Origin of the sequence: uncultured Altererythrobacter sp. (assembly GCF_913057185.1) — a bacterium.
Lineage (GTDB): Bacteria > Pseudomonadota > Alphaproteobacteria > Sphingomonadales > Sphingomonadaceae > Erythrobacter > Erythrobacter rubellus.
Genome location: NZ_CAJXNK010000001.1, coordinates 861,458 through 888,085 on the forward strand (window position 1 = coordinate 861,458; position 26,628 = coordinate 888,085).

25 protein-coding genes are annotated in these 26,628 nt (G+C 57.7%); 20 read left to right on the top strand and 5 right to left on the bottom strand.

The window, feature by feature from the left end:
• Position 1: 1 nt before the first annotated feature.
• Positions 2 to 853, bottom strand: coding sequence for an N-carbamoylputrescine amidase (gene aguB, locus QZ487_RS04315; RefSeq protein WP_296023468.1), 852 nt, complete (start codon positions 851 to 853; stop codon positions 2 to 4).
• Positions 854 to 901: 48 nt separating this feature from the next.
• Entirely contained in the window at positions 902 to 1,786 is an 885-nt protein-coding gene (locus QZ487_RS04320; protein ID WP_296023469.1) for a methyltransferase, read from the bottom strand.
• 115 nt (positions 1,787 to 1,901) lie between these two features.
• On the opposite strand from QZ487_RS04320, the gene msrA reads away from it, so the two are divergent.
• The 5 genes from msrA to QZ487_RS04345 are packed head-to-tail and all read left to right on the top strand — an operon-like array spanning position 1,902 to position 6,245.
• A complete protein-coding gene (msrA, locus tag QZ487_RS04325; protein ID WP_296024111.1) occupies positions 1,902 to 2,429 on the top strand; it encodes a peptide-methionine (S)-S-oxide reductase MsrA in 528 nt (175 codons plus the stop codon).
• 12 nt (positions 2,430 to 2,441) lie between these two features.
• Positions 2,442 to 3,275 carry a hypothetical protein gene (locus QZ487_RS04330; protein WP_296023471.1) on the top strand — a complete coding sequence of 278 codons (834 nt, stop codon included), beginning with the start codon at positions 2,442 to 2,444 and terminating at the stop codon, positions 3,273 to 3,275.
• A gap of 31 nt (positions 3,276 to 3,306) precedes the next feature.
• Positions 3,307 to 4,398, top strand: a complete 1,092-nt coding sequence (locus QZ487_RS04335; protein WP_296023472.1) for a Gfo/Idh/MocA family oxidoreductase — start codon at positions 3,307 to 3,309, stop codon at positions 4,396 to 4,398.
• Entirely contained in the window at positions 4,391 to 5,344 is a 954-nt protein-coding gene (locus QZ487_RS04340; protein ID WP_296023473.1) for an aldo/keto reductase, read from the top strand. Before QZ487_RS04335 ends, QZ487_RS04340 begins: the two co-directional genes overlap by 8 nt.
• On the top strand, positions 5,337 to 6,245 hold the full coding sequence (locus QZ487_RS04345; RefSeq protein ID WP_296023476.1) for a TauD/TfdA family dioxygenase: 909 nt from the start codon (positions 5,337 to 5,339) through the stop codon (positions 6,243 to 6,245). The genes QZ487_RS04340 and QZ487_RS04345 overlap by 8 nt, the downstream gene beginning before the upstream one ends.
• Here QZ487_RS04345 and QZ487_RS04350 read toward each other — a convergent pair.
• Positions 6,238 to 7,938 carry a solute:sodium symporter family transporter gene (locus QZ487_RS04350; RefSeq protein WP_296023477.1) on the bottom strand — a complete coding sequence of 567 codons (1,701 nt, stop codon included), beginning with the start codon at positions 7,936 to 7,938 and terminating at the stop codon, positions 6,238 to 6,240. The two genes, QZ487_RS04345 and QZ487_RS04350, sit on opposite strands and share 8 nt — an antisense overlap.
• A 161-nt stretch (positions 7,939 to 8,099) precedes the next feature.
• Between QZ487_RS04350 and QZ487_RS04355 the strand changes: the two genes are divergently transcribed.
• From QZ487_RS04355 to QZ487_RS04370, 4 genes are all read left to right on the top strand, one after another.
• The gene (locus QZ487_RS04355; protein WP_296023479.1) at positions 8,100 to 9,122 is read left to right on the top strand and encodes an extracellular solute-binding protein; all 1,023 of its coding nucleotides are present in this window, start codon (positions 8,100 to 8,102) and stop codon (positions 9,120 to 9,122) included.
• Between the two features lie 25 nt (positions 9,123 to 9,147).
• Entirely contained in the window at positions 9,148 to 10,773 is a 1,626-nt protein-coding gene (locus QZ487_RS04360) for an iron ABC transporter permease (protein WP_296023480.1), read from the top strand.
• Positions 10,770 to 11,795: an ABC transporter ATP-binding protein gene (locus tag QZ487_RS04365; protein ID WP_296023482.1), complete on the top strand. Its 1,026-nt coding sequence runs from the start codon at positions 10,770 to 10,772 to the stop codon at positions 11,793 to 11,795. Before QZ487_RS04360 ends, QZ487_RS04365 begins: the two co-directional genes overlap by 4 nt.
• Positions 11,796 to 11,907: 112 nt before the next feature.
• The gene (locus QZ487_RS04370; RefSeq protein ID WP_296023485.1) at positions 11,908 to 14,787 is read left to right on the top strand and encodes a TonB-dependent receptor; all 2,880 of its coding nucleotides are present in this window, start codon (positions 11,908 to 11,910) and stop codon (positions 14,785 to 14,787) included.
• Positions 14,788 to 14,876: 89 nt separating this feature from the next.
• Here the strand turns inward: QZ487_RS04370 and QZ487_RS04375 are convergent, their stop codons facing one another.
• Complete coding sequence (locus tag QZ487_RS04375; protein WP_296023486.1) at positions 14,877 to 15,389, bottom strand: flavin reductase family protein; 513 nt, start codon at positions 15,387 to 15,389, stop codon at positions 14,877 to 14,879.
• A gap of 148 nt (positions 15,390 to 15,537) precedes the next feature.
• On the opposite strand from QZ487_RS04375, the gene QZ487_RS04380 reads away from it, so the two are divergent.
• Positions 15,538 to 16,353, top strand: coding sequence for a FadR/GntR family transcriptional regulator (locus QZ487_RS04380; protein ID WP_296023487.1), 816 nt, complete (start codon positions 15,538 to 15,540; stop codon positions 16,351 to 16,353).
• 17 nt (positions 16,354 to 16,370) lie between these two features.
• On the opposite strand, the gene QZ487_RS04385 is transcribed toward QZ487_RS04380, so the two are convergent.
• Complete coding sequence (locus QZ487_RS04385; protein WP_296023489.1) at positions 16,371 to 16,607, bottom strand: hypothetical protein; 237 nt, start codon at positions 16,605 to 16,607, stop codon at positions 16,371 to 16,373.
• 175 nt (positions 16,608 to 16,782) lie between these two features.
• On the opposite strand from QZ487_RS04385, the gene QZ487_RS04390 reads away from it, so the two are divergent.
• From QZ487_RS04390 to QZ487_RS04435, 10 genes are all read left to right on the top strand, one after another.
• Positions 16,783 to 17,925, top strand: a complete 1,143-nt coding sequence (locus QZ487_RS04390) for an acyl-CoA dehydrogenase family protein (RefSeq protein WP_296023490.1) — start codon at positions 16,783 to 16,785, stop codon at positions 17,923 to 17,925.
• Between the two features lie 12 nt (positions 17,926 to 17,937).
• Positions 17,938 to 18,675: an SDR family NAD(P)-dependent oxidoreductase gene (locus QZ487_RS04395; RefSeq protein WP_296023491.1), complete on the top strand. Its 738-nt coding sequence runs from the start codon at positions 17,938 to 17,940 to the stop codon at positions 18,673 to 18,675.
• Between the two features lie 10 nt (positions 18,676 to 18,685).
• Positions 18,686 to 19,711: an aldo/keto reductase gene (locus QZ487_RS04400; protein ID WP_296024112.1), complete on the top strand. Its 1,026-nt coding sequence runs from the start codon at positions 18,686 to 18,688 to the stop codon at positions 19,709 to 19,711.
• Between the two features lie 206 nt (positions 19,712 to 19,917).
• Positions 19,918 to 20,517 carry a lytic transglycosylase domain-containing protein gene (locus QZ487_RS04405; protein ID WP_296023492.1) on the top strand — a complete coding sequence of 200 codons (600 nt, stop codon included), beginning with the start codon at positions 19,918 to 19,920 and terminating at the stop codon, positions 20,515 to 20,517.
• Positions 20,518 to 20,823 (top strand): TrbC/VirB2 family protein, encoded by a 306-nt coding sequence (locus QZ487_RS04410; protein ID WP_296023494.1) that lies wholly within the window; start codon positions 20,518 to 20,520, stop codon positions 20,821 to 20,823.
• Positions 20,824 to 20,830: 7 nt separating this feature from the next.
• Positions 20,831 to 21,115: a VirB3 family type IV secretion system protein gene (locus QZ487_RS04415; protein ID WP_285976561.1), complete on the top strand. Its 285-nt coding sequence runs from the start codon at positions 20,831 to 20,833 to the stop codon at positions 21,113 to 21,115.
• Positions 21,116 to 21,133: 18 nt separating this feature from the next.
• Entirely contained in the window at positions 21,134 to 23,557 is a 2,424-nt protein-coding gene (locus QZ487_RS04420; RefSeq protein ID WP_296023496.1) for a VirB4 family type IV secretion/conjugal transfer ATPase, read from the top strand.
• Entirely contained in the window at positions 23,557 to 24,738 is a 1,182-nt protein-coding gene (locus QZ487_RS04425) for a type IV secretion system protein (protein WP_296023498.1), read from the top strand. Before QZ487_RS04420 ends, QZ487_RS04425 begins: the two co-directional genes overlap by 1 nt.
• The gene (locus QZ487_RS04430) at positions 24,735 to 25,544 is read left to right on the top strand and encodes a TrbG/VirB9 family P-type conjugative transfer protein (RefSeq protein WP_285976564.1); all 810 of its coding nucleotides are present in this window, start codon (positions 24,735 to 24,737) and stop codon (positions 25,542 to 25,544) included. The genes QZ487_RS04425 and QZ487_RS04430 overlap by 4 nt, the downstream gene beginning before the upstream one ends.
• The gene (locus QZ487_RS04435) at positions 25,544 to 26,623 is read left to right on the top strand and encodes a TrbI/VirB10 family protein (RefSeq protein WP_296023500.1); all 1,080 of its coding nucleotides are present in this window, start codon (positions 25,544 to 25,546) and stop codon (positions 26,621 to 26,623) included. Before QZ487_RS04430 ends, QZ487_RS04435 begins: the two co-directional genes overlap by 1 nt.
• Positions 26,624 to 26,628 lie beyond the last annotated feature (5 nt).

The window sequence follows — 26,628 nt, forward strand, 5'->3', positions numbered from 1 at the left end:
GTCAGATGTCTTCGCTGATCCGGCCGTAGAGCTGAGGACGGCGATCGCGGAAAAAGCCCATGCCGGCGCGGTGCGTTGCAGCTTGATCAAGGTCTAGCGTTGCGACGAGTACGCCTGATTCCTCCGCGCCAAATTCGCACACCTTATCGCCCCATTCATTCGTGATGAAGCTGTGCCCATAGAAGGCTTGACCCTGCTCTACGCCAATCCGGTTGGCGGCGATCACCGGCATGCAGTTGGACACCGAATGCCCCTGCATCGCGCGCTGCCACATACGGCTGGTATCAAGATCGGCGTCATACGGCTCTGACCCGATCGCGGTGGGGTAGAACAGCAATTCTGCGCCTTTGAGAGCCATTACCCGCGCGCATTCGGGGTACCATTGATCCCAGCATATGCCGACGCCGATCTGCGCACCGCACACGTCCCACACCTTGAATCCGTCATTACCCGGACGGAAGTAGAATTTCTCTTCATAGCCTGGCCCGTCAGGGATGTGGCTCTTGCGGTAAGTGCCCATCACGTCGCCGTCCGGGCCGATCATCGCGAGCGTGTTGTAATAGTGATGGCCGTCACGCTCAAAGAAACTGGTCGGGATCGCTACCTTCAGCTTCGCGGCAAGCTTGCGCATGGCAATGACCGACGGATGCTCGAGCGTTGGCCGCGCGAGCGCGAACAGCGCTTCGTCTTCGGTTTTGCAGAAATAAGGGCCCGAAAACAGCTCAGGCGGCAGAATGATTTGCGCTCCGCGCGCGGCGGCTTGCTCCACCAGCTCGCTGACAGCGGCGATGTTTTCCTGTTCGTCCTCGCTGCCCAGCGAGAGTTGAAGGGCGGCAACCGTGATTTCTCTCATATGCCGCCCTTTAGGCTCAGTCTGGCTTCTTGAACAGCCTAGAGGACGTCAGTCCGCCTTCCTGAACAACAGCGTCATACGATCGCTTTCGCCGAGGTCCTTCAGTTCCTCGCGCTTTGTCGCCCACACCGGAGGCATTTCCCATACGCCGCGTTCATGATCGGCAGTATCCTTTGGATTGGCATTCACCTCACTTTTGCCCACCAGCTCGAAGCCATGAACCTGCATGAATGCAATCACATCGGCTTGGCGCAAGTAGCCGCGCGAACCGTTGGCATAGGCAAAGAGAGCGTCCGGCTTGGCGCGGTGCTGTACAATGCCGAGCATGCCATCTTCTTTCAGCAAGACGCGCATCGCTCTGACTTCGCTGTCCGCAATCCCGTCACGGATACGTCCGTGCAGACCGCGGATCACGAGAATGCGATCGAGCGTGCCAACTTGGTCTTCAGAGATCGCATCAAGCGTCAGACCGCTGAATCGATCAGCGGAGAGTCCGGTCCAACCTTCAACCTGTGTAGGGAATGCTGCAGCAGCGTCGCGAATGCTCTGCTGCCTTTCCGGCGTGTTCGCAGCGAGCGTAGCGTTTGGGAATATTCCAACCAACTGGCCTTCCCCGCCCAGGTAATGGCCCAGCACGCGCGAGTACCAGCCGCCGCCGGGTGAATATTCACCCACCTTCATATGCGGCGCGACATGGAAAAAGGCGAGCGTTTCAGCGGGATGGCGGTACTGGTCGCGAGCCTTGTCTTCGGCGCGGGTCGGATGGTTGAGTGCGCTCGACAGCGCTTCACCGTGATGCTGCATGAACATCGCTTCACCGTGTCCGGCGTGATCGCCGTGATGAGGGTGGTTACCATCCTCGTGATGGCCCGCATTCGCGGCACCTGCTAGCGCAAGCGCGGGCAGCGCCGCCGCCAGAATCATTTTCTTCATTCAGTCAGTCCTTTTCCGGAAATCGTCTGCAAAATCGGTGAAACACAAGCGAAACGATGACATTGTCCATGCGGTTCCCTATTTCTCCGAAGCAAAGGAGATTTCAATGAGCAAGATGCGACAGGCAATCGTAGCGGGCGGATGTTTCTGGTGTACGGAAGCGGTGTTTCGAGACGTTGTGGGCGTAAGCGAAGTCGAAAGCGGCTACATCGGTGGCACCAATGCCAATCCTACTTACAAAGAAGTCTGCTCCGGTCAGACCGGCCATGCAGAGGCGATCCGTGTGACCTTTGATCCCGATGTAATCTCCATGGAAGAGATTCTCGATGTATTCATGGGCACACATGATCCGACCCAGCTCAATCGTCAGGGCAACGACATTGGCACGCAGTATCGCAGCGCGATTTTTGTTTCTGATGATCTTGACCAAGCTTCCGCCGAAGCCGCGATTGCGCGTTGGAACGCGGACAATGCTGGTGAAGCTGTCACAACTGTTGAAGGCCCTGCGACATGGTATCCAGCCGAGGACTATCATCAGGAATATTGGGAAGGCGAAGGCCAACGCAATCCCTATTGCCTTGCTGTGATACCGCCCAAGCTGCAGAAGCTGAGAAAGAGCTTTGCCGCCAAGGTCAAAGTGTAGCGCAGATGCTCCATGCCCGCACCTGAAGGGATTACCTATACCAGCGATCACGAGGTCAGCGAGGATGGATCGGTCACGTTCAAGTGCTCCACCGATCCAGATGCTTGGCGCTGGGTGAAGCTGCCACCAAGTCACCCGATTGTCATCCAGACGTTCAATTACTTCATCAGTGTTGAATGCTCGGCGGCGCGCGGCACGCTCGATCCGTCCAAATGGAGTGCGCTCACCTGGATGAGCTGGGAGATCGGTGAGGCAGGCGCTGGCATTCCCGTGCGCGGGACCATGGGCAATCGCGCGGACGGCGAAAAGATCGGCTTCGGCATTGAATTGTTCGATGCGGAGGACCGACTGGTCTATCGTACTGGCGGCAAGGGCGTTGTCTTTCACACCCGCAATTTCGAAGGCTGGCGCAGCAAGGCCAAAAAGGAACTCGACGCTGACAAAAAGCCGCCGCCATTTGCATTCGCCCCGCGCGAGGCGGTGGGCGCTTTGGATTGCGAGCATACGCTGATTGCTCCGCTGGATGACGGTGCAACAGAGACAGAGGCTTTGATCACGAATGCAAACGGCATGCCGCCGGGCAGCCGTTTTCTCGATGGATCAGGCGATCACGTTAACGCGGTCCATCTGGCGGAGGTCGGGCGGCAGTTTTGCGCGCTCCTTTTGGGGCAGCCCGATGTCCAGTTGTCAGGCGGAGAGATCAGCTTCACCCGCTATGTCGAAATGAATGTTCCGTTCTCGATTGCGCTGACGAACCGCGCCGAAGGCGCAATCGAGATGATGATCGAACAGGCTGGCAAACCATGCACTTCGCTCATCTATAGACTGGCTGAAGATCGCGCTTGAAAGCGCCGCCGCTTCGCCGCATGGCGAGTGCATGAGTGACACTCGGCGATATGCGATAATCGGATGCGGGATGATGGGCCGCGAACATATGCGCAATCTCGCACTATTGCCGCAAGCTGATCTGGTCGCGATTGCGGACCCTGATGCTGGCTCGCGTGAGGCAGCTAAGGCGCTGGCGGGCATATTGGGCCAGCGCATCGGAGCCTTCGCGGATACCGCCGAGATGCTGGATGCATTTTCCCCCGATGCTGTGATCATCGCATCTCCCAATTTTTCGCATCATGCAGTTCTGCAAGAGATCATGCCGCGCGAGCTCGCAATTCTGGTCGAAAAGCCGCTGTGTACGACCGTAGAACATGCTCAAGAGATCGCGGCACTGGCGGCTGACTATCCTGCCCTCTTCTGGGTCGGTCTGGAATATCGCTATATGCCTCCGGTCGCGCGGTTTATTGAGCGTGTGCACGCTGGCGAAACCGGTGATGTGCGGATGATGTATATCCGCGAACATCGTTTTCCCTTCTTGTCCAAGGTTGGTGACTGGAACCGTTTCAACCGCAACACGGGCGGTACGCTGGTTGAGAAATGCTGTCACTTCTTCGATCTGATGCGACACACATTACGCGATGAGCCGGTGCGGATTTTTGCGAGCGGTGGGCAGGATGAAAATCATCTCGACGAGAGCTATGGCGGCGAAGTGCCGGACATTCTCGACAACGCATTTGTGACGGTGGATTTTGCGCGTGGCGCACGGGCTGTGCTGGATCTGTGTATGTTCGCCGAAGGGGCAGAACAGCAGGAAGAGATTTACGCGCTTGGCGCAGAGGGGCGGCTGGATGTGGAGATCCCTGCTGCGAACGTCACTTGGTCGCCACGCGACAAGAGCGGACCGATTGTCGAGCATATCGATACGCCCAAGGAAGCATTGGCAGCAGGCGATCATCACGGCGCGACCTATTTCCAGTTGCGGGAATTCCACGATGCGCTGATTTCTGGCGGCGCACCCACGCTGAGCGCTGTCGATGGGTTGCGCTCTGTTCAAATGGGCGCAGCCGCGCAGCAATCGATCACCACCGGCTTGCCGGTTGAACTCGACTTTTTATCTTCAGGAGACAGCATTGGCTGACACTTTGCCCCCGATCGGTTTTGGCTTCTGGAAGGTCGCGTGCCAGGACGCGGCCAATGTCGCCTATGAAGCGATTGCTGCGGGGTATCGCCACCTCGATTGTGCGGCTGACTATGGCAACGAAACCGAAGTAGGGCAGGGGATCGCGCGCGCCATCGCGGACGGGCTGGTGACCCGTGAGGATCTTTGGATCACGTCCAAGCTATGGAACACTTTCCATGCGCCTGAGCACGTTGAGGAAGGGTGTCGAAAGTCTCTGTCGGACCTAGGGCTCGACTACCTTGATCTCTACCTGGTTCATTTCCCGATCGCGCTGGAGTATGTGCCAATCGACACGCGTTATCCCCCCGAATGGGTGCATGACCCGGACGCGCAGAGCGGCATGAAACGTGCGAAGGTGCCTCTGCACGCTACTTGGGGGGCGATGGAGACGTTGGTGGGAAAGGGCCTCACTAAGCGGATTGGCGTTTGTAACTATAACAGCGGCCTGATCCATGATCTCATGAGCTATGCGACCGTGCATCCGCATACTCTTCAGATCGAGGCGCATCCCTATTTGACACAGGAACGCTTGATCCGGCTGGCCAAGGACTATGGGATTGAAGTCACGGCTTTCTCGCCGCTTGGTGCACTATCCTATGTCGAGCTCGATATGGCGGGCCAAGGCGATAGCGTGCTGACTGAACCTGCCGTGCTCGCTGCGGCGCAGGCGCATGGCAAAACGCCGGCTCAAGTGGTGTTGCGCTGGGGCGTGCAGCGCGGAACATCGATCATTCCCAAGACATCCAAGCCTGAGCGGATGCGCGAGAACCTGGACATCATGGACTTCGCGCTGAGCGAAGAAGAGATGAACGCGATCAGCGCACTCAACCAGAACCGCCGCTTCAATGATCCAGGCACCTTCACGGAAGCGGCCTTCAACACATTCCACCCGATCTATGACTGACTTTCCCGCCATCATCACCGGAGGAGGCGACCTCTCCGAATTTCTGTCTTGCAACAAGAGCGCGGTTGATGCGGCGCTCGCCGATGCAGGCGCGCTGTTGTTTCGCGGATTCGATGTGCCCGATCCCTTGGCTTTCGATGCGGCGATCAATGGCTACGGTGAAGCGGGCTTCACCTACGAAGACTCGCTTTCGAACGCAGTGCGCACCAATGTGACGCCGCGCGTTTTCACCGCAAACGAAGCGCCGCCCACGACCGAGATCTTTCTGCATCACGAAATGGCGCAAACGCCGCTCTATCCCGGCAAGCTGTTCTTCTATTGCGAGATCGCACCGGGCGAAGGCGGCGCGACGCCTGTGTGCCGCTCGGATTGGGTGCTCGATCGTTTGAAGGCGGAAGCGCCGGAATTCTACGGCGATTGTCGCGATCATGGCGTACGCTACACTAATGTCATGCCGGGCAGCGATGATGCGGGTTCAGGCCAGGGGCGCAGTTGGCGAAGTACGCTGAGCGTGGATACGCGCGAGCGAGCGGAATCGCGACTGGCGGAACTAGGCTATGAGTGGGAATGGCTGGACGGGGATGTGCTGCGCGCGACCACGCCAGTGCTGCCTGCCATCCGACAGCTTCAGGATGGGCGGGAGACTTTCTTCAATCAACTGATTGCCGCCTATCGCGGCTGGTCGGATAGCCGCAATGATCCGAACCGCGCGATCATGCTTGGCAATGGCGAGCCGATTTCAGCTGCTGCGATGGCCGATGTGATAGCGATTGCAGATGAGCTGACGGCTGACATTGCGTGGCAAGCAGGCGACGTGGCTTTGATCGACAACTTTTCGGTGATGCATGGGCGGCGGCCATTTGCGGGCAAGCGCCGCGTGCTGGCCTCGCTGATCAGCTAACGGCTTGCTTCCTAACCGCCATCACCCATGCAGCCAGGTTCGCCGCGACTAGCAGGCCCATCAACAGCGCGAACAGCGCAGACAGACCAGCGGTGTACGCCAGGCCAATGGGTGAGAAGACCAGATAGAGCGTCACCACGCCAGATAGCAACGTGAATGCCGTCGGTCGGGCAAAGCGCCATGGCGTCATGTCGACCTCATGCCGGTTGACCGGCTGGTACGGTGCCTCGCGTGGCTGCCAATATCCCACCGCCAGCATTATGGCGACTTCAATCACGAACAGGATGGCGTATTGATGGATGAAGTGCAGCGTCACGACATCGTCGAATACGAACCGCAGCAAGCCGTATGCTGTAACGTGGAAGATGATCACAACCTTTGCGCCCAGCGCCGGAACGCGTGCTGTGAACAGCCCCATGATCACGATCACGACTGTCGGGATATTGTAGAAACCGGTGAAGACGCGCACCACTTGCCACAGGCCTTCCTCAGCGAAATAGAGCAGAGGTGCCACGGTGAAAGAGAACAACGCGATGATGACGCTGGCGATCTTCGCCACGCGCACAAGATACGCATCGCTCGCCTGCTTGCGTGACGGTGCATAGATATCGAGCGTGAACAGCGTCGCGGCACTGTTTAGCAACGAATTGAACGAGCTTAAGACTGCACCCAGCAGGACCGCAAGAAAGATTCCGCCAAGATAGGCGGGAAGCAGGTCTGAAACGAGCCGCGGGTACGCCTCATCAATCGATCCAAATCCGGGGCCATAAAGATGGAATGCGATCACGCCCGGGATCATCATCATGAACGGGACCATGATCTTGAAGAAGCCGGACGTCAGCACGCCCTTCTGCCCTTCCGCCAAAGACTGCGCCCCCAATGTGCGCTGAATCACATATTGGTTGGTGCACCAGTAAAACAGGTTGGCGAAGATCATGCCGGTGAAAATCGTGCCGAACGGTGTCGGGTCAGTGGCAGAGCCGATCGCATTCAGCTTTTCCGGGTGATCGCTGGTCAGGCGAGACAGCCCATCTGAGAAACTGCCTTCGCCCAGCGCGGTCAGGCCCAGTATCGGCACAAGCAGTCCGATAAACAGCAGCCCGATACCGTTGAGCGTGTCGGATACTGCCACCGCGCGCAAACCGCCAAACACAGCATATGCGGCGCCTGTCAGCCCGATCACGATCACTGTCAGTACGAGCGCGGGAAACATGTCCAGCCCGGTTAGCTGTGGCACATCGAAGAACTGCATCACCGCCAGCGATCCGGAATAGAGCACCGAAGGGATCGTCACGAGCCCGTATCCGAGCATGAACAGCAGCACGGACATGCGCCGAACGGTTGGATCGAACCGTTCAGCGAGGAATTCCGGCAAAGTGGTGAATGCACCGGCGAGATATCGCGGCAAGAACAGGAATGCCATGGCGACAGTCGCGATGGCTGCGGTTACTTCCCAAGCCATACTGGAAAGATTGTGGCCATAGGCAGATCCATTGAGGCCGATCAGCTGCTCTGCCGACAGATTGGTCAGCAATAGCGAACCTGCTATGAAACCGGCGGTCAGACCGCGCCCGGCGAGGAAATAGCCCTCTCGCGTGTCAGTTTGCCCGCGAGTTTTGCGCCAGCTGATCCAAGCGATCAGAGCCATCACTGCAACACAGCTGGTGAATGTGAATGCGAGCCCCCCGTCCATTTAGCTGGCCTTAAGCGATTAATTGTGAGGCGCAAGCTGGCGACATTGTATGGGCTACTTGTCACTAATGAGAATTATTCGCAATAAAACTCTCGACAGAAAGCCTCGCTCGCGCTTATGGCCGCATTGGATCGGAATTCACCGAGTCGAAGGAAGTGCTGATGACCAACCGTTTTGCTTTGGGCCTTGTGCTCGCTCCGCTTGTTGTTCTTGGTGCCTGCTCGCAGGAGGCAGAGACGAGTGATGACACCTTGGTCATCTATTCCTCGCGGCACTACGATTCCGACTATGCGCTGTACGAAGCTTTTACCGATGCGACAGGGGTGGAAGTCGAAGTGGTCGAAGCCGATGGCGATCTGCTGATCGAGCGGGTGAAGGCTGATGGCGACAGCAATCCGCCGGACGTAATCATTACAGTCGATTCCGGCAGGCTATGGAAGGCCGATCAGGAAGGTCTGTTTGCGTCGACGAGCTCTGACATTCTCAACCAGCGTGTACCTGCATCGATGCGCCACCCTGACGGCCATTGGTACGGAATTTCCAGCCGTGCACGTGTGTTGGTATACGCGAAGGACCGCGTGCAGGCGAGCGAGCTGACCGGCTATGAAAGCCTTGCCGATCCAAAATTCGGGGGCCGCGTGTGCGCGCGCAGCTCCGGCAATATCTACAATATTTCGCTTCTCTCTGCGCTGATCGCCCGCTGGGGTGAAGGGCGCGCGCAGGATTGGGCCAGCAAGGTCGCGGGGAATTTTGCGCGCGATCCGCAAGGCGGCGACAGCGACCAGATCCGTGCCCTAGTGGCTGGCGAATGCGATCTCGCACTGGTCAATCATTACTACTATGCGCGCATGGCGTTGGACACGAATGAAGATGTGAGCAACGTTGAAGTGTACTGGCCCGAAGCCGATCCGGGCGTGCATGTAAACATCTCGGGTGCCGGTGTTGCGGCGAATGCGCGCCATCCCGAACTGGCAAAGAAATTCATCGAATTTGCGGTTTCAGACGAAGCGCAGAAGTTGTTTCCAGAGCTGACCAGCGAATATCCGGCGGTTCCGACTGTCACCTATGACAATGCAGTGCTGGACGCACTGGGCGCGTTCAAGGCGGATCCGCTGGACGGGACGACAATCGGTTCGCGCCAGGAAGAAGCGCAACGTTTGTTCGATCGGGCCGGCTGGCCCTGATCAGCAGGGCAATCGGTAAGGCGCATTGGCGGCAATAACGAATAGCATTGGCAATCGGGCAGCCTTCGCGGCTGGAGGGATTCTGCGCCGACTGGATCCCGCGGTTGTCGGCACAGTACTTGCCGCTTTTTTCGCGCTGCCGATCATTGCGCTGATCGCGCTCGCGCTGTCGGGCGACAGCGAATACCTTGATCACATCGCTTCGACCAGGCTAGGCGAATTTTCGATAAAGTCGACAAAGCTTGCGATCATGTCAGGGGCGCTTGCGGCATTGATCGGTGTCGGCTGCGCTTGGCTTGTCACGCGATACGAATTTGCCGGGCGCCGGGCGCTGAGTTGGCTGCTGATCTTGCCGCTTGCCATGCCGGGCTATGTGGCCGCCTATAGCTGGTATGCGATCACGGCGCCGGGCAGCAAGTTCGAGGCCGCAAGTGGCTGGGATTTGCCGACTGTCTCAGGCATTTCCGGCGCGGCGTTCATTTTCGCCCTAACGCTCTACCCTTATGTCTATCTGCTCAGTCGCAATGCGATGGAAGCGCATGGCCGGCTCAGCTGGGACATCGCCCGCAGCCTGGGCGCAGGCCCGTGGCGCGCTTTACGACAAATCACTTTGCCACTGATATGGCCGGCCGCTGCGGCGGGCACAGCTTTGGTCATAATGGAAGTGCTCGCGGACTATGGCGTGGCCGATTTCCTGGGGGTTTCGACGCTAACCGTGGGTATCGTGCGTGCATGGTCTTCGTTCAGCGATCCGGCTGCCGCTGCGCAGTTGGCTGTGCTGTTGCTGTTTGGTGCTTTGCTGGCGCTGGGAGCAGAGCGCGCTGCGCGTGGACGCAGACAGTTCGCTTCGACCGGAGCGAGCGACACTCAGCTCAGCCCGCGATCGCAATTGACCGGCTGGCGCAGCGCAGTCGTGGCAGGATTGGCTATGCTGCCCATCGCATTGGGCTTGCTCATTCCGGCGGGAAATCTGGCCTGGTTGGCGATCAATACACGGCCATCAGGTTCGGTTTTGCCCGCCTTGCAGGGCACATTGTTGCTAGCGATCGGCTCTGCCGTTCTGGCGGTTTTTCTGGGGCTAACCGCCGCTTATGTATTACGCAGCGGCAACCGCGTGGCGCGCGCTTCCGTGCGTGTCTTGCAGGCAGGATATGCGGTGCCGGGCGCGGTTGCAGCAATTGCCATTCTGTCAGCGCTGGCAATCGGACAGTCCGCACTGAATGCTCTGTCCGGTGCGCAGGCGGCCATACTTACAGGGGGCAGCATAATCGCTTTGTTGCTGGCCTATCAGTCCCGCTTTGCGGCGGTAGCAATCCTGCCTTCGGAAGCGGCCTTGATGAAGGTTCGCCCGGAATTGGACGAGGCAGCGCGCAGCCTTGGCGCGTCGCCCATGCGCGTGGTCACAAAAATTCACCTGCCGCTCGTCTTGACCGGGTTGGCAACTGCCGGACTTCTGGTGGCAATCGAAGTGATGAAGGAATTGCCCGCGACTATGATCCTGCGGCCCTTCAGCCTTGATACGCTGGCAGTCACAGCACACAATTTCGCCAGTGACGAACGGCTCGCGCAAGCGGCGCTACCGGCATTGATCCTTATCGCGATCTGTGTTCCTGCAACGGCTTTACTGAATCTGGTGAGGCCCAACGCATGAGCGCCACTGAACTGCAAATCTCCTTGAAGGATGTTGCCTGCGAGATTGCAGGCAAGCGCATTCTGGACGGTATAGATCTGGATCTTCCGCGCGGAGCGATCACGGTTGTGCTGGGGCCATCGGGTGCTGGCAAATCCACACTTCTGCGCGCGATTGCCGGCTTCGAGCCTGTGAGTGCGGGCACGATCACCTCGCCGGCTGACATCCTGTCCTCGCCCAGTGTCACCCTGCCGCCGGAAAAGCGCCGGATTGGCGTTGTGGTGCAAAGCAACGCATTGTTCCCGCACATGACAGCTGCCGAGAATGTGCGCTTCGGGATGGATCGTTCTGACGGCCCGCGCTCTGCGCAGGAATGGCTCGCCAAAGTCGAGCTGGCAGACCGCGCCAATGCCTACCCGCACGAATTGTCGGGGGGAGAACAACAGCGCATTGCGCTTGCCCGTGCGCTAGCCAGTCAGCCAGATGTCGTTCTGCTTGATGAAGCCTTCTCCAGTCTTGACCAGCAATTGCGCAAATCCATGCGGCGCGATGCAAAGCTCTTGCTGAAAGAGGCTGGTGCCGCAGTATTGGTTGTCACCCATGATCCCGATGAAGCGCTTGAACTGGCTGACACAATCGTTGTGCTGAACGATGGGCGCATTGTGCAGGAAGGCGCGCCGGAAGATCTCTATTGGCGGCCAAAAAGCATTGTCGCTGCACGGTTATTGGGGGAAGTGAATGCGCTGTCCGGGACGTGGCAGGATGGCGTTCTGAAAACGGCGATTGGCGACATGAGACTATCTGAAATCACGGAGCATGAGCCTCAAACGGCACTTTTCCGTCCCTCGGCCCTTTCGCTCGTCTCTTCATCAAATGGCCCATGGACCGTCATCGAAAAAGAATTTTCTGCAGGATATCGTTTTGTCACGATAAAGGAAAAAAATGGCGAAATTCTGAGGATTTCCGGTCATACAGACGTCACAATGAAGGTCGGCGATAAGGTTGATGTAGCCTTCGATCCGGAGCGGGTTGGCTGGGTCTGATCTTGAGTTATCCGACAACGAGTTGAAGAATCAGTTTGTCGAATGCCTATCAAATAAGGTAGCTTCCAAATCAGAACCGCAAAAGCGGTCTGGGAATTTGGGAGAGGGTTACATGAAATTGAAAGCATTGCTGCTGTCCGGCATCTGCGCGGGCACAATCGCGACACCTGCTCTTGCGCAAGATGCGCAGGCGGACGAAGACGCATTCCAGAGTGCAGGGCCTGTCATTGTTGTTACGGCACAACGTCAGGCACAAAGTCTGCAAGAAGTCCCGATCGCGGTTAGCGCATTTGATGCCGAAGCTTTGGATTCCCAACAAATTGAAAACGCCAGCGATTTGCAGCTGACGCTTCCGAACGTCTCTTTTACAAAAAGCAACTTTACCGCCTCCAGCTTTACCATTCGCGGTATCGGTGACCTTTGCGTGGGTGTTAGCTGTGACAGCGCCACCGCGATCCACTTGAATTCCGCGCCGCTGTTCGGAACGCGCCTGTTCGAGACCGAGTATTTCGATCTTGAACGGATCGAGGTATTGCGTGGTCCGCAGGGCACATTGTTTGGGCGTAATGCGACTTCAGGCGTTGTGAACGTCGTCTCCGCAAAACCTGATCTGTCCGGCTTTTCTGGCAAAGCTGAGTTCGAATACGGCAACTTCAATAGCATGAAAGCCAAGGGCATGCTCAACCTGCCGATTGGCGAATCTATCGGTGCGCGCGTTGCCGGCTTCTATCTGAAACGCGATGGTTACACGGAAAACCTGACTACTGGCAGCGACTTTGACGACCGTGACATGTACGCGATCCGCGGTTCGCTTCGATTCGAGCCGGGCCCCGATACGACCATCGATCTGATGGCCTATTACTTCGAAGAGGATGACAACCGTTCGCGTATCCAGAAGCAATTGTGTCAACGTGACCCGACGGGCGTGTTGGGATGCCTCAATGCGCGGCGCGACTTTGACAAGTTGAATGCCAACTCGACTTTCACAGGTACGCTGGGTTCGTCGGAATTCCTCGCGATCAACGGTATTCCGGCCTCGCTCGGGCTTAACAGCCTTTATGGACCGGATGCCTATGCGAACTTTGATGAACCGAACGATGTTCGCAAGATCCGCACTGAATTTGTTCCGGAGTACTTCACAGACGAGCTGCAACTGCAAGCGCATATCGAACACAATTTTGGCAATATCCAGGTTGCTGTCACTGGCACCTATCAGGAAACCAGCGTCGATTCCCGGCAGGACTACAACCAGGGTGTTGGCGAGATTCCGAATGCTGCAGTGGCATTCGGAACTCTGAATGCGTTCGCTGGCGGTCTGCTCGGCCCGGGCACAGAGGCGTACTTCACGCCGGTCACAGCAGCTTTGTTTGATGGCAGCGGCAATCTGTGTACGTCAGACACCCGTCTTGATGGCCGGGGATCCTTCGAAGGCTTCAGGATCTGTACGCCAAACGGACCGCAGTTTGACCGTTCGAACCAGGACAACGAAAGCTACTCGGTTGAGGCGATTATCTCGTCTGATCTGGATGGTCCGTTTAACTTCCTGCTCGGCGGTATCTACGCAGACTCCAAAGTGCTCGAGAACAGCTATTACGTGAATGCCTTTGCGATCGATTACATCGCTGGTGTGCTCGGTTCATTCACGTCATTGGGCGGCAGCCTGCCGCCGTCATATCTGGCAACGTCATTCTTCCGCAACAACACGCGTAACTTCCATCTGGAAAGCTACGGCATTTTTGCAGAGGGTTATTTCGACGTTACTGATAGGCTGAAGGTAACGGCCGGCATTCGTTACAATGACGATAAAAAGTCGACCTCTGCGCGCTCGACGCTGGCGAGTTTCCTAAACCCTTACTCCAACGATGGTGACCCCTTTGATTCACCATTTGTCGGTTCTTACGATGCCGATCCGGGGATTGCTGGAAATCAGCTTACCGCCGATCGCTCAGTTGGCTTCGATGAGATAACAGGCCGTTTCGTGGTCGATTATGCCTTGTCTCCAGACAACCACATTTACGCATCTTATTCGCGTGGCTATAAATCGGGCGGTATCAACCCGCCATTGCAGCCGATCTTTTCGGTTCCAGATAGCTTCGGACCAGAGCAGATCGATGCATTCGAAGTCGGCTCAAAGAACACCTTCGCCAATGGCATGATCCAGCTGAATGCGACCGCGTTCTATTATAAGTACAAAGGCCTTCAGCTGAGCCGGATCATTGCGCGCACGTCGGTCAACGATACGATTGACGCCAATATCTGGGGCATTGAGCTCGAATCTGTGCTGCGGCCTGATCCAGCGTGGCTGGTCAATATGAACTTCAGCTATCTCAACGCAGAAGTGGCTGGCGATCAGTTCTTCTCCAACCCGCGCGATCCCGGTGGTGGCGATCCTAATGCGGTGATCATCAAGGACGTTACCAATGGCGCGCTTTGCGCTGTTACCGGTCCATCGCAGGCAGCGACCGCCGGTTTCGTAACAGCCGTAAATGGCGGTCTTGGGCTGCAAGGCCCAACGTCGTTCCCGGCTGATGGTAACATCGCTTCATCCGGTGCATTCAGTATCTGCAGTGTACTTGAAGCGAATGCTCCTGCAGGTCTGCAGGTCCTAAGCCCTGGTGTTGAGGTGAACTTGAAAGGCAACAAGCTGCCTCAGGCACCAACAATCAAAGCATCGGCCGGTGTCCAATGGACCGCTGAATTTGACAGCGGCATGACACTGGTGCCGCGCTTCGATATCTCGATGACCGGTGAACAATACGGCAATGTCTTTAACGGCAATGTAAACCGGCTTGAACCATTCGTTCAGGCGAATGCGCAGATCCAGTTGAACTCGGCTGAAGAGAACTGGTTCGTACGCGGTTTCGTCCAGAACATCTTTGACAGTGACTCGGTTACGGGTCTGTATGTGACGGATGCAAGCTCGGGCTTGTTCAGCAATATCTTTACGCTTGATCCGCGCCGTTACGGTGTGGCCGTGGGCGTGAATTTCTGATCCGTTAGAGGGGATTCCTCTCTCCCTAAGGATCAGAATTGGGGGGAAGGGCCGGCTTCGCGCCGGCCCTTTTTTGTTTGCAGATCGGATCAGTCGCGTTGCAGACTGCGGTACTCACCGCGAAAATAGAGGAGCGGATCGCCTTCGTCGGCAAAGCGAACATGCTCGACCTGCCCTACCAGGATCGCGTGATCGCCTCCGTCAGCGACTGAGTAGCGTTTGCACTCGAAATTGGCGAGTGCGTCACGAATGATAGGCACGTCGTGATGCCAGGTCTCGAACTGCGTTTCTGCGAAACGGTCTGTGCCTTTCGTGGCGAACAGACGAGAAAGGTTGGCCTGTTCGTCTGACAGGACATTCACTGCGAAATGATCTGCTTCCAACAGCACTTGTGTGGTGGCCGCGGATAGAGCCGGACAAACCAGCAAGAGCGGGGGTTCAAGGCTGACCGAAGTGAAGCTGTTGGCGGTCAGACCAACGGGCTCGCCGTCGGGTGCGCGCGCGGTAACCACTGTTATCCCCGTCGCGTAGCAGCCCATGGCGCGGCGAAGCATGACGCTGTCTGATCCGGCGCGATAAGTTGTCGTAGCCTTGGCATTCATGCGCCCCATGTGCGCAGGACCACCCTGTTTTGCAAGCGCGAACCCATCTTCTCGAACCAAGAGCGCTAACAATAGCCCCATGACATGGCGGGCCGACTTCGCTAACTAAGTGAGACATCGCGGGCGGACGAGAGGTATCTGACAATAAATGGCGAGGTCTGACGACAACGCATTGGGGCGCGGCAGTTTGGTTGCCGACCAACCCAACATCCTGGATCTTGGTCAACGCGAAGAACTGCGGGTGCCAAAGACCGCTGAGATTGTTGCAGACCGGATCCGCAAGCGGATCATCTCCGGCGATCTGGATGAAGGTTCGTCTTTGCCGCCAGAGGGCCAACTGCTGGAACAATTTGGCGTGTCGCGCCCGACTCTGCGCGAAGCCTTTCGTATTCTGGAGGCCGAGCGGTTGATTTCCGTTACGCGTGGATCGCGCAGTGGGGCTCGCGTCAGTCGCCCGAAAGTGAGCGGTGTGTCGCGCTATGCAAGCTTCGTTCTGCAAGCGAATGAAACCACTGTACCGGATATCTTTGAAGCCCGGCTGGCGTTGGAACTGTATGTGGTTCGCCGTTTGGCGCGAACGGGTGCTAAGGCTTCACTAGAGATACTTCGAAACGAGATTGACCGTTTGGAGCGCCTGGATGAGGCGGGCGACACGCGCGGCTTTATCGCGGCGTTGACAGAGTTTCATGAATTGCTGGTGGAACAAGGTGGCAATCGCACGCTCCACTTCATGATCCAGATGCTGCACGATCTGATGGATCAGGTGAAGTTGCGGCTGATACGGCGCGATGCCGAAGGGCGGATCGCGGACAGTGGTACGGCATTGAAAAGCATGCGAAAGCTGATCGACCTGATCGAAGCTGGAGATGGTGACGGGGCGGCCAAACACTGGCGATTGCATTTAATCAATGCCAACAAGACGTGGGCCTTCGACGGCAGCCTGCGTGACATTCTGGCAGAGTAAAGCGTTGGCTGTACGGGCTAATTTCCGAACAGGGCTTGCAACACGCTGCGTCGCTTGGGTTTTGACTGGCCGGTCATCTCAAACAGATAATTTGCGAGCAGGAATGCCTGATTGCGATCGAGCAACACTGCGCGTTCGCGGACTTCCTTCTCTTCGCTCTCGGTTCGGTGCATTGTTTGCATGTGCAACACCATGCGTTTGCCAAGATCATCCAGCTTCCAGCCGACCAGCGCACCAGTATCAATCGGTTCCATCGAGTTCCTCACCGTCTCGCCCTTGTTGGGCGCTAGGCAAGTTTAGCTTAACGCGACTAACACGCCGGGACTGCGCGCGCGCATATCCACCTGCATTGTCAGTTTCACCAAGTGTGCACATCGGCCGCACGCTGCCATAATGTTTCCATCTCAATATCAGGGAAGTTGAATTCACATGCTCGATACAAGCTATCGCACCGCCTATAACGAAGACCATGAGGCTTTCCGTGACACCGTGCGCAAGGTGTTCGCGCAACATCTCGAGCCTAATCTGGACCAGCATGAAGCAGAAGGTATTGTCCCGCGCGAGGTCTGGAAGGCTGTTGGTGAGGCGGGCCTGCTGTGCCCTACTGTGAAAGAGGAAAATGGCGGGCTGGGGCTCGATTTCGGCTTTAACTGCGTGCTGTGTGAAGAGCTTTCGTATCTGGGTTCTGCGGCAGGCTTCACTCTGCAAAGCGACATCACGGCCAATTACTTTGAACGGCTGGGTACTGAGGAGCAGCGGCAGAAATACCTCCCCGGAATGGTCTCTGGCGATATCATTACGGCCATTGCCATGACTGAACCAGGCGCGGGGTCCGATTTGCAGGGTATTCGCACGACTGCGGTTGAAGACGGCAATCACCTCGTGATCAACGGCTCCAAGACCTACATCACCAATGGCCAGAACGCCGATTGCGTCATCTTGGTTGCCAAGACAGACCCGACTCAAGGCGCAAAGGGCACGACATTGATTCTGGTTGATGCAGGTACGCCGGGTTTTGAACGCGGTCGTAACCTCGACAAGATCGGGCAGCATTCGGCCGATACATCAGAGCTGTTCTTCAACGATTGCCGCGTTCCCAAGACCAATATTCTGGGTGGTGAAGGCCGCGGCTTCATCCATCTGATGGAAGAATTGCCTCAGGAACGTTTGGGCATCGCAGTTGGTGCACAGGCCGCCGCGCAGCGCGCATTCGATGAAGCGGTTAGTTTTACGAAGGACCGTAAGGCATTTGGAAAGACAGTATTCGAGTTCCAGAACACCAAATTCACACTGGCAGACCTCAAGGCCAAACTGCAAGTGGGCTGGGCGCACCTCGACTGGGCGATCCGCAAACATCTGGCCGGCGAGCTGACAACCGATGAAGCCAGCGCGGCGAAACTGTGGCACACCGATCTGCAATGGGAGGCGTGCGACACAGCGCTGCAACTGCATGGTGGTGCGGGCTATATGAATGAGTATACCATTGCCCGGTTGTGGCGCGATGCGCGCGTGACGCGCATTTTTGGCGGTACAAACGAAATCATGAAAGAAGTGATTTCGCGTTCCATTTGAGGAGCTTAAGCTATGTCTGACCCGCTCGATTTTTCTGGCAAGCGCGTGATGGTGATCGGTGGCTCGAGCGGGATCGGCAATGGCATTGCACGCGGATTTGCCGAGCGTGGGGCAGAGGCGCATGTTACAGGTACGCGGCCCGATGAAGGTGATTATCTGGAAGCTGAGGACAGCGATTTTACCGGGCTGACCTATCATCAGCTTGATGTGACTGATCGGGATTCGCCCGATGTGCTTGCAGCCAAGCTCGATCCCATTGACGTGCTGGTCCTGTGCCAGGGCGCGGTGCGATATGGACGCCGCGAGTTCGAACGTGAAGGCTGGGACGCGGTGATCGACGTGAATCTGAACTCGGTGATGGATTGTGCGCGCGCCTTTCATCTGGGGCTCGCAAAACGCGACGGTTCAATCATCATTGTCAGTTCGACCGGCGCGTTCCATGCCATGATCGGCAACCCCGCCTATGGCGCAAGCAAGGCGGGCGCTGCCAGTCTGGTAGGCTCGCTGGCGCAAGCCTGGGCGCGAGATGGCATTCGTGTGAACGGCATTGCGCCCGGTTTCGTCCCGACAAAGATGACCAAAGTTACAACCGAGAACGAGCAACGCCGCGATGGCGCAATCGCCCGCATTCCGTTGGGCCGGATGGGCACGCCTCGGGATATGGCCGGTGCGGCGCTGTTCCTGTCGTCGCCGCTTGCAAGCTACATTACCGGGCAATCGCTGATCGTTGACGGCGGCCTATCGCTGTAAAGGGAACATGATGAAGTTTACGAAACTGGGAACTTCGGGGCTGACTGTCTCGCGCCTTTGCCTCGGCTGCATGACCTATGGTGACACGACCAAGGGCTGGCATGGCGATTGGCTTTTGAACGAAGAGGAAAGCCGCCCATTTTTCCGCAAGGCTCTGGAATCCGGCATAAACTTCTTCGATACTGCCAATGTCTATGCGGGCGGAACCTCGGAGGAAATCACCGGAAATCTGCTTAGGGAGATGGCCCAGCGTGACGAGATTGTGCTCGCGACCAAAGCCTATTTCCCGTGGCGCCCAGCGCCCAACGCGGGCGGCAATTCGCGCAAGGCATTGATGCAGGCAATTGATGACAGTCTGGTGCGGCTGGGTACGAATTATGTCGACCTGTTCCAGATCCACCGCTGGGATAACGAAACGCCGATCGAGGAAACGATGGAGGCGCTGCATGACATCGTGAAATCGGGCAAGGCGCTGCATATCGGCGCGTCCTCTATGTACGCTTGGCAATTCGCCAAGGCGCAGGAATTGGCGCGTGCAAATGGCTGGACCCGGTTCATCTCGATGCAGAATCAGCTCAATCTGCTTTACCGTGAGGAAGAGCGCGAAATGCTGCCCCTGTGCGAAGATCAACGCGTCAGTGCCATCCCCTGGAGCCCTCTTGCGCGCGGCAGACTGGCGCGGGCCAATGATGAAGAGACCGTGCGCAGCAAGACCGATGGAGTGGGCAAGGCGCTCTACAAGGACGATGACGAGGCTGACCGAGCTATCATCGAGGCGGTGGGCGAAGTTGCGAAAACTCGCGGGGTCAGCCGTGCCAGTGTGGCTCTTGCCTGGCATTTCACCAGGCCTGCCGTTGCGGCTCCCATTATTGGCGCGTCAAAGGAGCATCATATCGATGCAGCTATCGCCGCGCTCGATATCGATCTTTCGACAGAAGAACTCGCAGCGCTTGAGGCTCCCTATAGACCAAAGTCGCCGACTGGAATGGGCATGGCATTGCCGCTTATGAACCAAGTTTCTGTAAAAGCCGGTTAATCATCAAAATCAGGTAATTATGGGGGTTGTACGACCCAGTTGTGCAATTTTTGCGGTTTTTCGCAAGAAATCTATCTGGCTTGGTAACCCTGTTCTGTCACGTCACTGTCATTTGAGCTAAGCATTCGGGGTTAATGAATGATAGTGAGCTGATTCTCTTTCCCGCGCGCGGGCTATTTGCCGCAGGGCTGTTAAGCGCTGTTGCGGTGGCAGCGCCTGCGCAGGCCGATGTGATGGAGATCGGGAGCGATGGCGCGCAATGGATTGCTGGCGGCCCTATTACCCAATCAGCCGTTTCCGCTCAGATTGCCAACAATTTATCGCAAGCCATTATTATTCCTGATCGCCCGCAATACTCGGTTAGCCCGGTAATGTTGGTGGAAGTCCTCGCCGTAGGGGTGCCGCAAGCCTACTCGGCAACTGTGGCTGATGTCTGCACCCGCTATGACCTCAGCCCGGCTTTGCTGGAAGCTCTGGTCTGGCAAGAGAGCCGGTGGCGTCACCGCTCGATTTCGCCGAAGGGGGCCAGGGGCCTCGCCCAATTGATGCCAGCCACGGCGCGATATCTGGGTGTCGATCCAGACGATCCGCACGCCAATCTGGAAGGCGGCGCACGTTACCTGCGCATGCAGCTCAACCGCTTTGACGGTGATCTGGTAAAAGCGCTCGCTGCTTACAATGCGGGTCCGGGACGCGTCGAGCGCGCGAACGGTGTTCCGCAAATTCGTGAAACACAGAATTACGTTAGATCGATTTTGGGCCGTCTTGCGGCGCATCATCGCAACAGACAGAACGGGATGACCTAGATGTTTTCAAATATCCGCAACGCAATTGTGAGACTTTCAGCCGGGCTTATGCTGCTTGCTATGCCCAGCGCTGCTTTTGCGCAGCAGGTCCAGCAGAGCGACGATCCGATTACCAGCGCATTGGTCTGGATGCAGGGCATTCTGCTGGGCCCGATTGCGACGAGTCTGGCCGTGATGGCGGTTGCGGGTGTTGGCTTCATGATGCTGACCGGCCGGATGAACTGGCGCTATGGCGGCACGGTCATCATCGGTGTGTTCATTATCTTCGGCGCGCCGCGTCTGGTCGCCTCGATCGGGGGCTTTTGATTAGTCGATGAGCAATCTCGTTCGCCATAGCGTGCACCGTGCATTGACCCGGCCACAGATGTTCGCCGGGGTGACGATGAATTTCTTCATCATCAATCTGATGGTGACGACGATTGCGTTTCTGATCCTCAGCAGCCTGTGGATCATAATGGTGCCGATTGTCGTGCACATCATCGGATACTTCGCTTGTTTGAGGGAACCGCGCATTTTCGATCTCTGGATCACCAAGGTGTCGCAGTGCCCGCGGGTAAAGAATTACAAGCGTTGGGGCTGCAATAGTTACACGCCGTGACGCAGGAACTGATTTGATATGAGCAAATGGATCGGAGCGGCGGGCTGGGCCCCCAAGGAAGCCAAGGCTGGCGACCGTTTACCCTATCTGCGGATGGTCGACGAAAACACGCTGTTGCTGCGCGATGGATCGGTCATGTCCTCCATTCAAGTGCCTGGCCTGTTGTTCGAAACTGAGGACACAGACAGCCTGAATGCCCATGCGGCGACGCGCGAAGTGGTGCTGCGTTCGACACTCGATTCACGCTTCGTGCTGTACCACCATGTCATCCGCCGCCGGGTAGAGGTAGAGCTAGATGCGAAATTTGATGATCCGCTCTGCCGTCATATCGATACGCGTTGGAAAGAACGGCTCGCAGGTGGTTCTCTGTTCATCAATGACCAGTTTATCACGCTAATCCGCCGCCCCGCACGTGGCAAGGCGGGCCTGGCAGAACGTGTTTCACGCTTTTTCAATCGGGCGCGCAGCAGCGAAGTCGAAGCCGATACCAAGGATGTTCGCACACTGAAGGCCGCGGTCACCGGGCTTGTCGCATCGCTGCAAAGTTACGGCGCGCAGGTGCTCGGCCAATACGAGGGGCTGACGGGCACCAATTCGGAAATGCTCGAGCTGCTTTCGGCGATCTACAATGGCGAGATGCGCCCCGTGCGCGAGCCGGAGCATGACACTGACGTAGGTCAAATGCTGCCCTATCGACGCGCAAGTTTCGGTTTGGATGCGATGGAGCTTCGCGGTTCAGGCGAGGTAGAATTCGCAGCTCTTCTGGGCCTTAAAGAATACCCCGACGCCACATCGCCGGGCCTGCTTGATGGCTTGCTGCGCCAGCCGTACGAGATGATCGTCACGGAAAGCTACGCGCCTACCGAACGAACCACGGCACGAGAGCGGATTGATTTGGCGCTGCGGCGTCTGCGCGCGGTGGATGAAGAGGCAGCGGCCGAGCGTGCTGACATGCTTACCGCGCGGGACGAGCTGGGCAATGGCTCGGTTGGCTTCGGCGATCATCACCTGACAGTGCTGGTCCGTGAAAGCAATCTGGCCCGGCTTGATGAGGCAACGGCATCTTGTGCTGCGGCTTTGGCAGATGCCGGCGCGATTGCTGTTCGCGAAGACATCAATTTGGAGCCCGGTTTCTGGGCACAATTTCCGGGTAATGAGCAATATGTGGTGCGCCGCGCACTGATCAGCAGCGCGAATATGGCTGGCTTCGGCTCAATGCATGGCTTTGCGCTGGGCAAGGCAAATGGCAACCACTGGGGTGAAGCGGTAACACTGCTGCAAACGACCAGCGCGACTCCGTTTTTCTTCAATTTTCACAATGGCGATCTGGGCAATTTCTCGGTCATCGGCCCATCCGGTTCAGGCAAGACGGTGGTGATGAACTTCCTCGCTGCGCAGGCGCAGAAATTCAATCCACGCACAGTCCTGTTCGACAAGGATCGCGGTGCAGAGCTGTTCATTCGCGGGATTGGCGGGCGATATGACCGGATCAGCGCGGGCGAACCAACTGGTTTCAACCCGCTCGCGCTACCCGACACGGCAGAGAACAAGGCATTCTTGCGCGATTGGCTGGGTGTAATTCTGGAAGCGAACGGGCCGGAAGAGTTAGCCACGATTTCGGCTGCAGTGGACGCCGCTTACAGCAATGATGCATCGCTGCGCCGCTTGCGCCATTTCAAGGAATTGCTGGCCGGATCGCGCAGGCCGCAGCCCGGCGATCTGGCGGACCGGCTCTCGGCATGGATCGGTGATGGTGAGCACGCCTGGTTGTTCGACAACGCAAGCGACAAGCTTGATCTGGCGAACCGTGTGCTTGGCTTTGACATGACCGCGCTGCTTGAAAATCCGCGCCTCCGCACGCCGACCATGATGTATTTGTTCCACCGCATTGATGAGCGGTTGGACGGTGAGCCGACCATGATCCTGATTGATGAAGGGTGGAAGGCGCTGGATGACGAAGTCTTCGCTGCGCGTATCCGCGACTGGTTGAAGACGTTGCGTAAGCGCAATGCGCTGGTTGGGTTTGCCACACAAAGTGCCAGCGACGCACTCGAAAGCCGGATCTCGGCTGCATTGGTGGAACAGACCGCGACGATGATTTTCATGCCCAACAGCCGCGCGCGGGCAGAGGATTATTGCGATGGCTTTGGCCTGACCGATCATGAGCTGGCGCTGATCCGGTCGCTTCCGGCACACAGCCGCTGCTTCCTGGTTCGTCAGCCCGACGCGAGCGTTGTGGTGCGGCTTGACCTTTCAGGCGCTCCGGAAGTTTTGACGATCCTGTCTGGTCGCGAAGCTTCAGTGCGCAAGCTGGACCAGTTGCGCGCATCGGTTGGCGATGATCCGGCGGAATGGTTCCCGCCGCTGACCGGCCGCGTGTGGCCCGAACATGCAGACAATGATGCCGGCGGCGAATTGCCGCTGTGGCAGGCGGCAGAGTAATGGCGGGGACTTGCGATACTGCGCTAGAGGGCATGGGCGGGGGCATTGCCTCTGCGCTGCAGGCCATCGAATGCATGGCTCAGCAAGGCGCAGCGGGTATGTTCGGCAGCCTGTTCGCTCCCGGCGGGGCGCTGCAAACAACCCTGGTCATTCTGCTGACCTTCTATGTAGCCTTCTTCGGGATCAGCTTGATGCTGGGGCGCTCCAGCTTGAGCGTCCGGGCACTGGTTCCGCGCATGATGACTCTGGGCCTTGTTCTTACCTTTGCGACAAGCTGGGTCGCCTACCAAGGCGTCGTCTGGAACCTTATCGTATGGGGTCCGGAATGGTTGGCCAGAGTTCTTACGGGCAGCGATGGCCCGGCCACCCTGGTATTCGGGCAAAAGCTGGATGTGGTATTCGAGGCTGTACAGCAAGCGAGCCAGGGTCAGGAGAACTTTGAAGCATTCTCGCCGCCTGGTTTGATGTGGTTGGGGGCAGTCTTATTGTTGCTGGGGACAGTTGGCATCCTGGCCACATCGAAAATTGCCTTGGCATTGCTGGTGGCAATTGGTCCTGCCTTCGTTGTGATGGCTTTGTTCAACGGTACACGCGGCCTATTCACCGGTTGGCTTAAAGGCTTGGTCATGCTGGCGCTGGTTCCGCTGTTTGCCGTGCTGGGCGGCACAATCATGCTGGAGTTGGCAGTGCCGGTGCTGTCCGCATTGGTTGCCATACCCGGCGAAGTATCACCGCGTGCGGCGATGGCGTTTTTCCTGATCGGTGCGGTACATGTCGCATTGATGTTTATGGTACTCAAAGTGACCGGCACCATGGTTGCCGGCTGGCAGGTGTTCGGGCTTGCACCGCAAGGCGACACGGTGGATGCTGCGGCGGTCAGCACCTTTAACCAAACCTCGGCCCGTGTGGCTGAGGCGCGCAACGCAACGATAGCTGCAACCGCCTCGGGCGCTCGCCGTGTGGACGTTGCAGCAGCGACTATGACCAATATGGCCAGTGATGGCGGCGGCACTGGCAGCACGGCAAGGGTGCGCGAAACACGGGTGTACGCCACATCCGGGGGCAGTGCAGCCCCGCATTCTGACACGAGACAATCCACGTCACGCACGCGTGGTATCGGCAATCGCTTCCGCCCTGTTCAAGCGCGCGCTTTAGCGCGCAAATCGGAGACTTCATCATGATCCGCGCAGCAGCATTTGCGCTCGCTCTTGCAACGGCAACGCTGGCAACTACCCCGGCGATGGCTGATGATCCGCGTCTGGTTGAGCTGGAATATGATCCAGCACAAGTCGTGCGCATCAATGGCAAGGCGCGTGTCCAGGCGACAATCATGTTCGCTGAAGACGAAGTGATCGAGAATGTCGCGATCGGGGATTCGCAAAGCTGGCAAGTCACGCCCAACAAGCGGGCGAACCTACTGTTCGTGAAGCCATTGGCCGATAATGCCGTGACCAATCTGACCGTTGTCACCAGCCAGCGAACTTACCTGTTCGATCTGGTTGCGAGCCCGCGCAATCGCCCGGTCTATGTCATGAGCTTCCGCTATCCGGAACTCGAAGCGGCTAAGGCTGCTGCTGCCGAACTGGAAGCGCGCCGTCAGGCAAATGCCAGCGAGATGGCGGCAGCCACCGATCCTTTCGCAGTGCTTGATCCCGCTGATCTCAATTTCGCATGGGACAAGCGCGGGGATGCCAGCCTGCATCCGGTACGCGCTTTTGACGATGGCCGTGCCACATTCCTAAGTTGGCCGACTGATCGGGCGGTGCCCGCCATATTGATCACGGATTCAGAGGGAACTGAAGGGCCGGTGAATTTCACCGTGCGCGGCGAGACAATCGTGGTTCAGGCGGTGCCGCGCCAGATTGTGCTCAGGCATGGCGAAGAATCCGCTCTTTTGATCAACAACGGCCCGGTCCGCCCGTCGCCGCCGCTACGTGATGAGCCGGCGCTCGCTCAGATCGAAGCTGAAGCGCGGGAGAACAACTGATGCGTTTGGCCAGCCAAGTTACGGGCAAAGATCCGCGCGATCAGGAGTCAGCTGAAATTATCGATCTGGCAAGCCGCACAGCTTATCCAGCGGTAGCTCAACAAAAACCGGGCTCGGATGCCTTGGGGCTCGCCGCTGGTGTCGCCATTGTTGCCGGGCTTGGTGCAGTCGCATTCTGGGCGATGACATCGGCGGAACTGGAGGAACAGCCAGCTTTGTCCGCTGATCCCACCCCTGTTGCCCCGGCGCCTCAAGAAGTCGAAGCACCAGAACCTGTGCAAGCGTTGCCGCCGCCAATTGTTGTACCAGAACCCATTGATGAGAGCGGAGCGGCTGTCGCAATAGCACCAAGCACGAATCCATACTCCAGTCCGACGGTGGTGTTCGATTCGAGCGCGGCCGGAAATGCGGTAGAGGCTGTTGCGCCAGACGCGGCCGTTGCGACAGGCTCGGCATCGCCGGCATCGACAGGCAATTCAGCCGCCGACTTCGCGAGCCGCATTGGCGGCGTTGGCGGCGCGCCTGCGCAAGCAACGCCGATGACCAACCCGTCCACCACGGTCACGCAAGGCACGTTGATCCCGGCAATCCTTGAGACTGCAATCGACACAGATGTTCCGGGATTTGTCCGTGCAGTCGTGAGCGAGGATGTGCGTAGCTTTGACGGCACCCGCATTCTGGTTCCACGATCATCACGGCTCGTCGGGCAATACCAATCCGGTCTGCAAGGCGGACAAAAGCGTGCCTTTGTTATCTGGACGCGGCTGATCCGCCCAGACGGCGCTTCGGTCAATCTCGCATCGCCTGCTGTCGGCTTCGATGGCACCACCGGGCTTGAAGGCGATGTGAATTCGAATTTCTTCGGCCGCTTCGGTTCTGCACTTCTGCTATCCGTGGTCGATGGCCTCGCTGCGGTTGCATCAGGGGGTGCGTCTGTCGTGCTGGGCGGTGGCAGCTCGGCGGCAGCAGCGGCGATTGAGCAGGACGGCAAGATCGGCCCGACAGTCCGCGTCCGCCAGGGTGAACCAATCCGCGTATTTACATCGCGAGATCTGGATTTCTCTCAGGTTCCGAATTGAGCGAA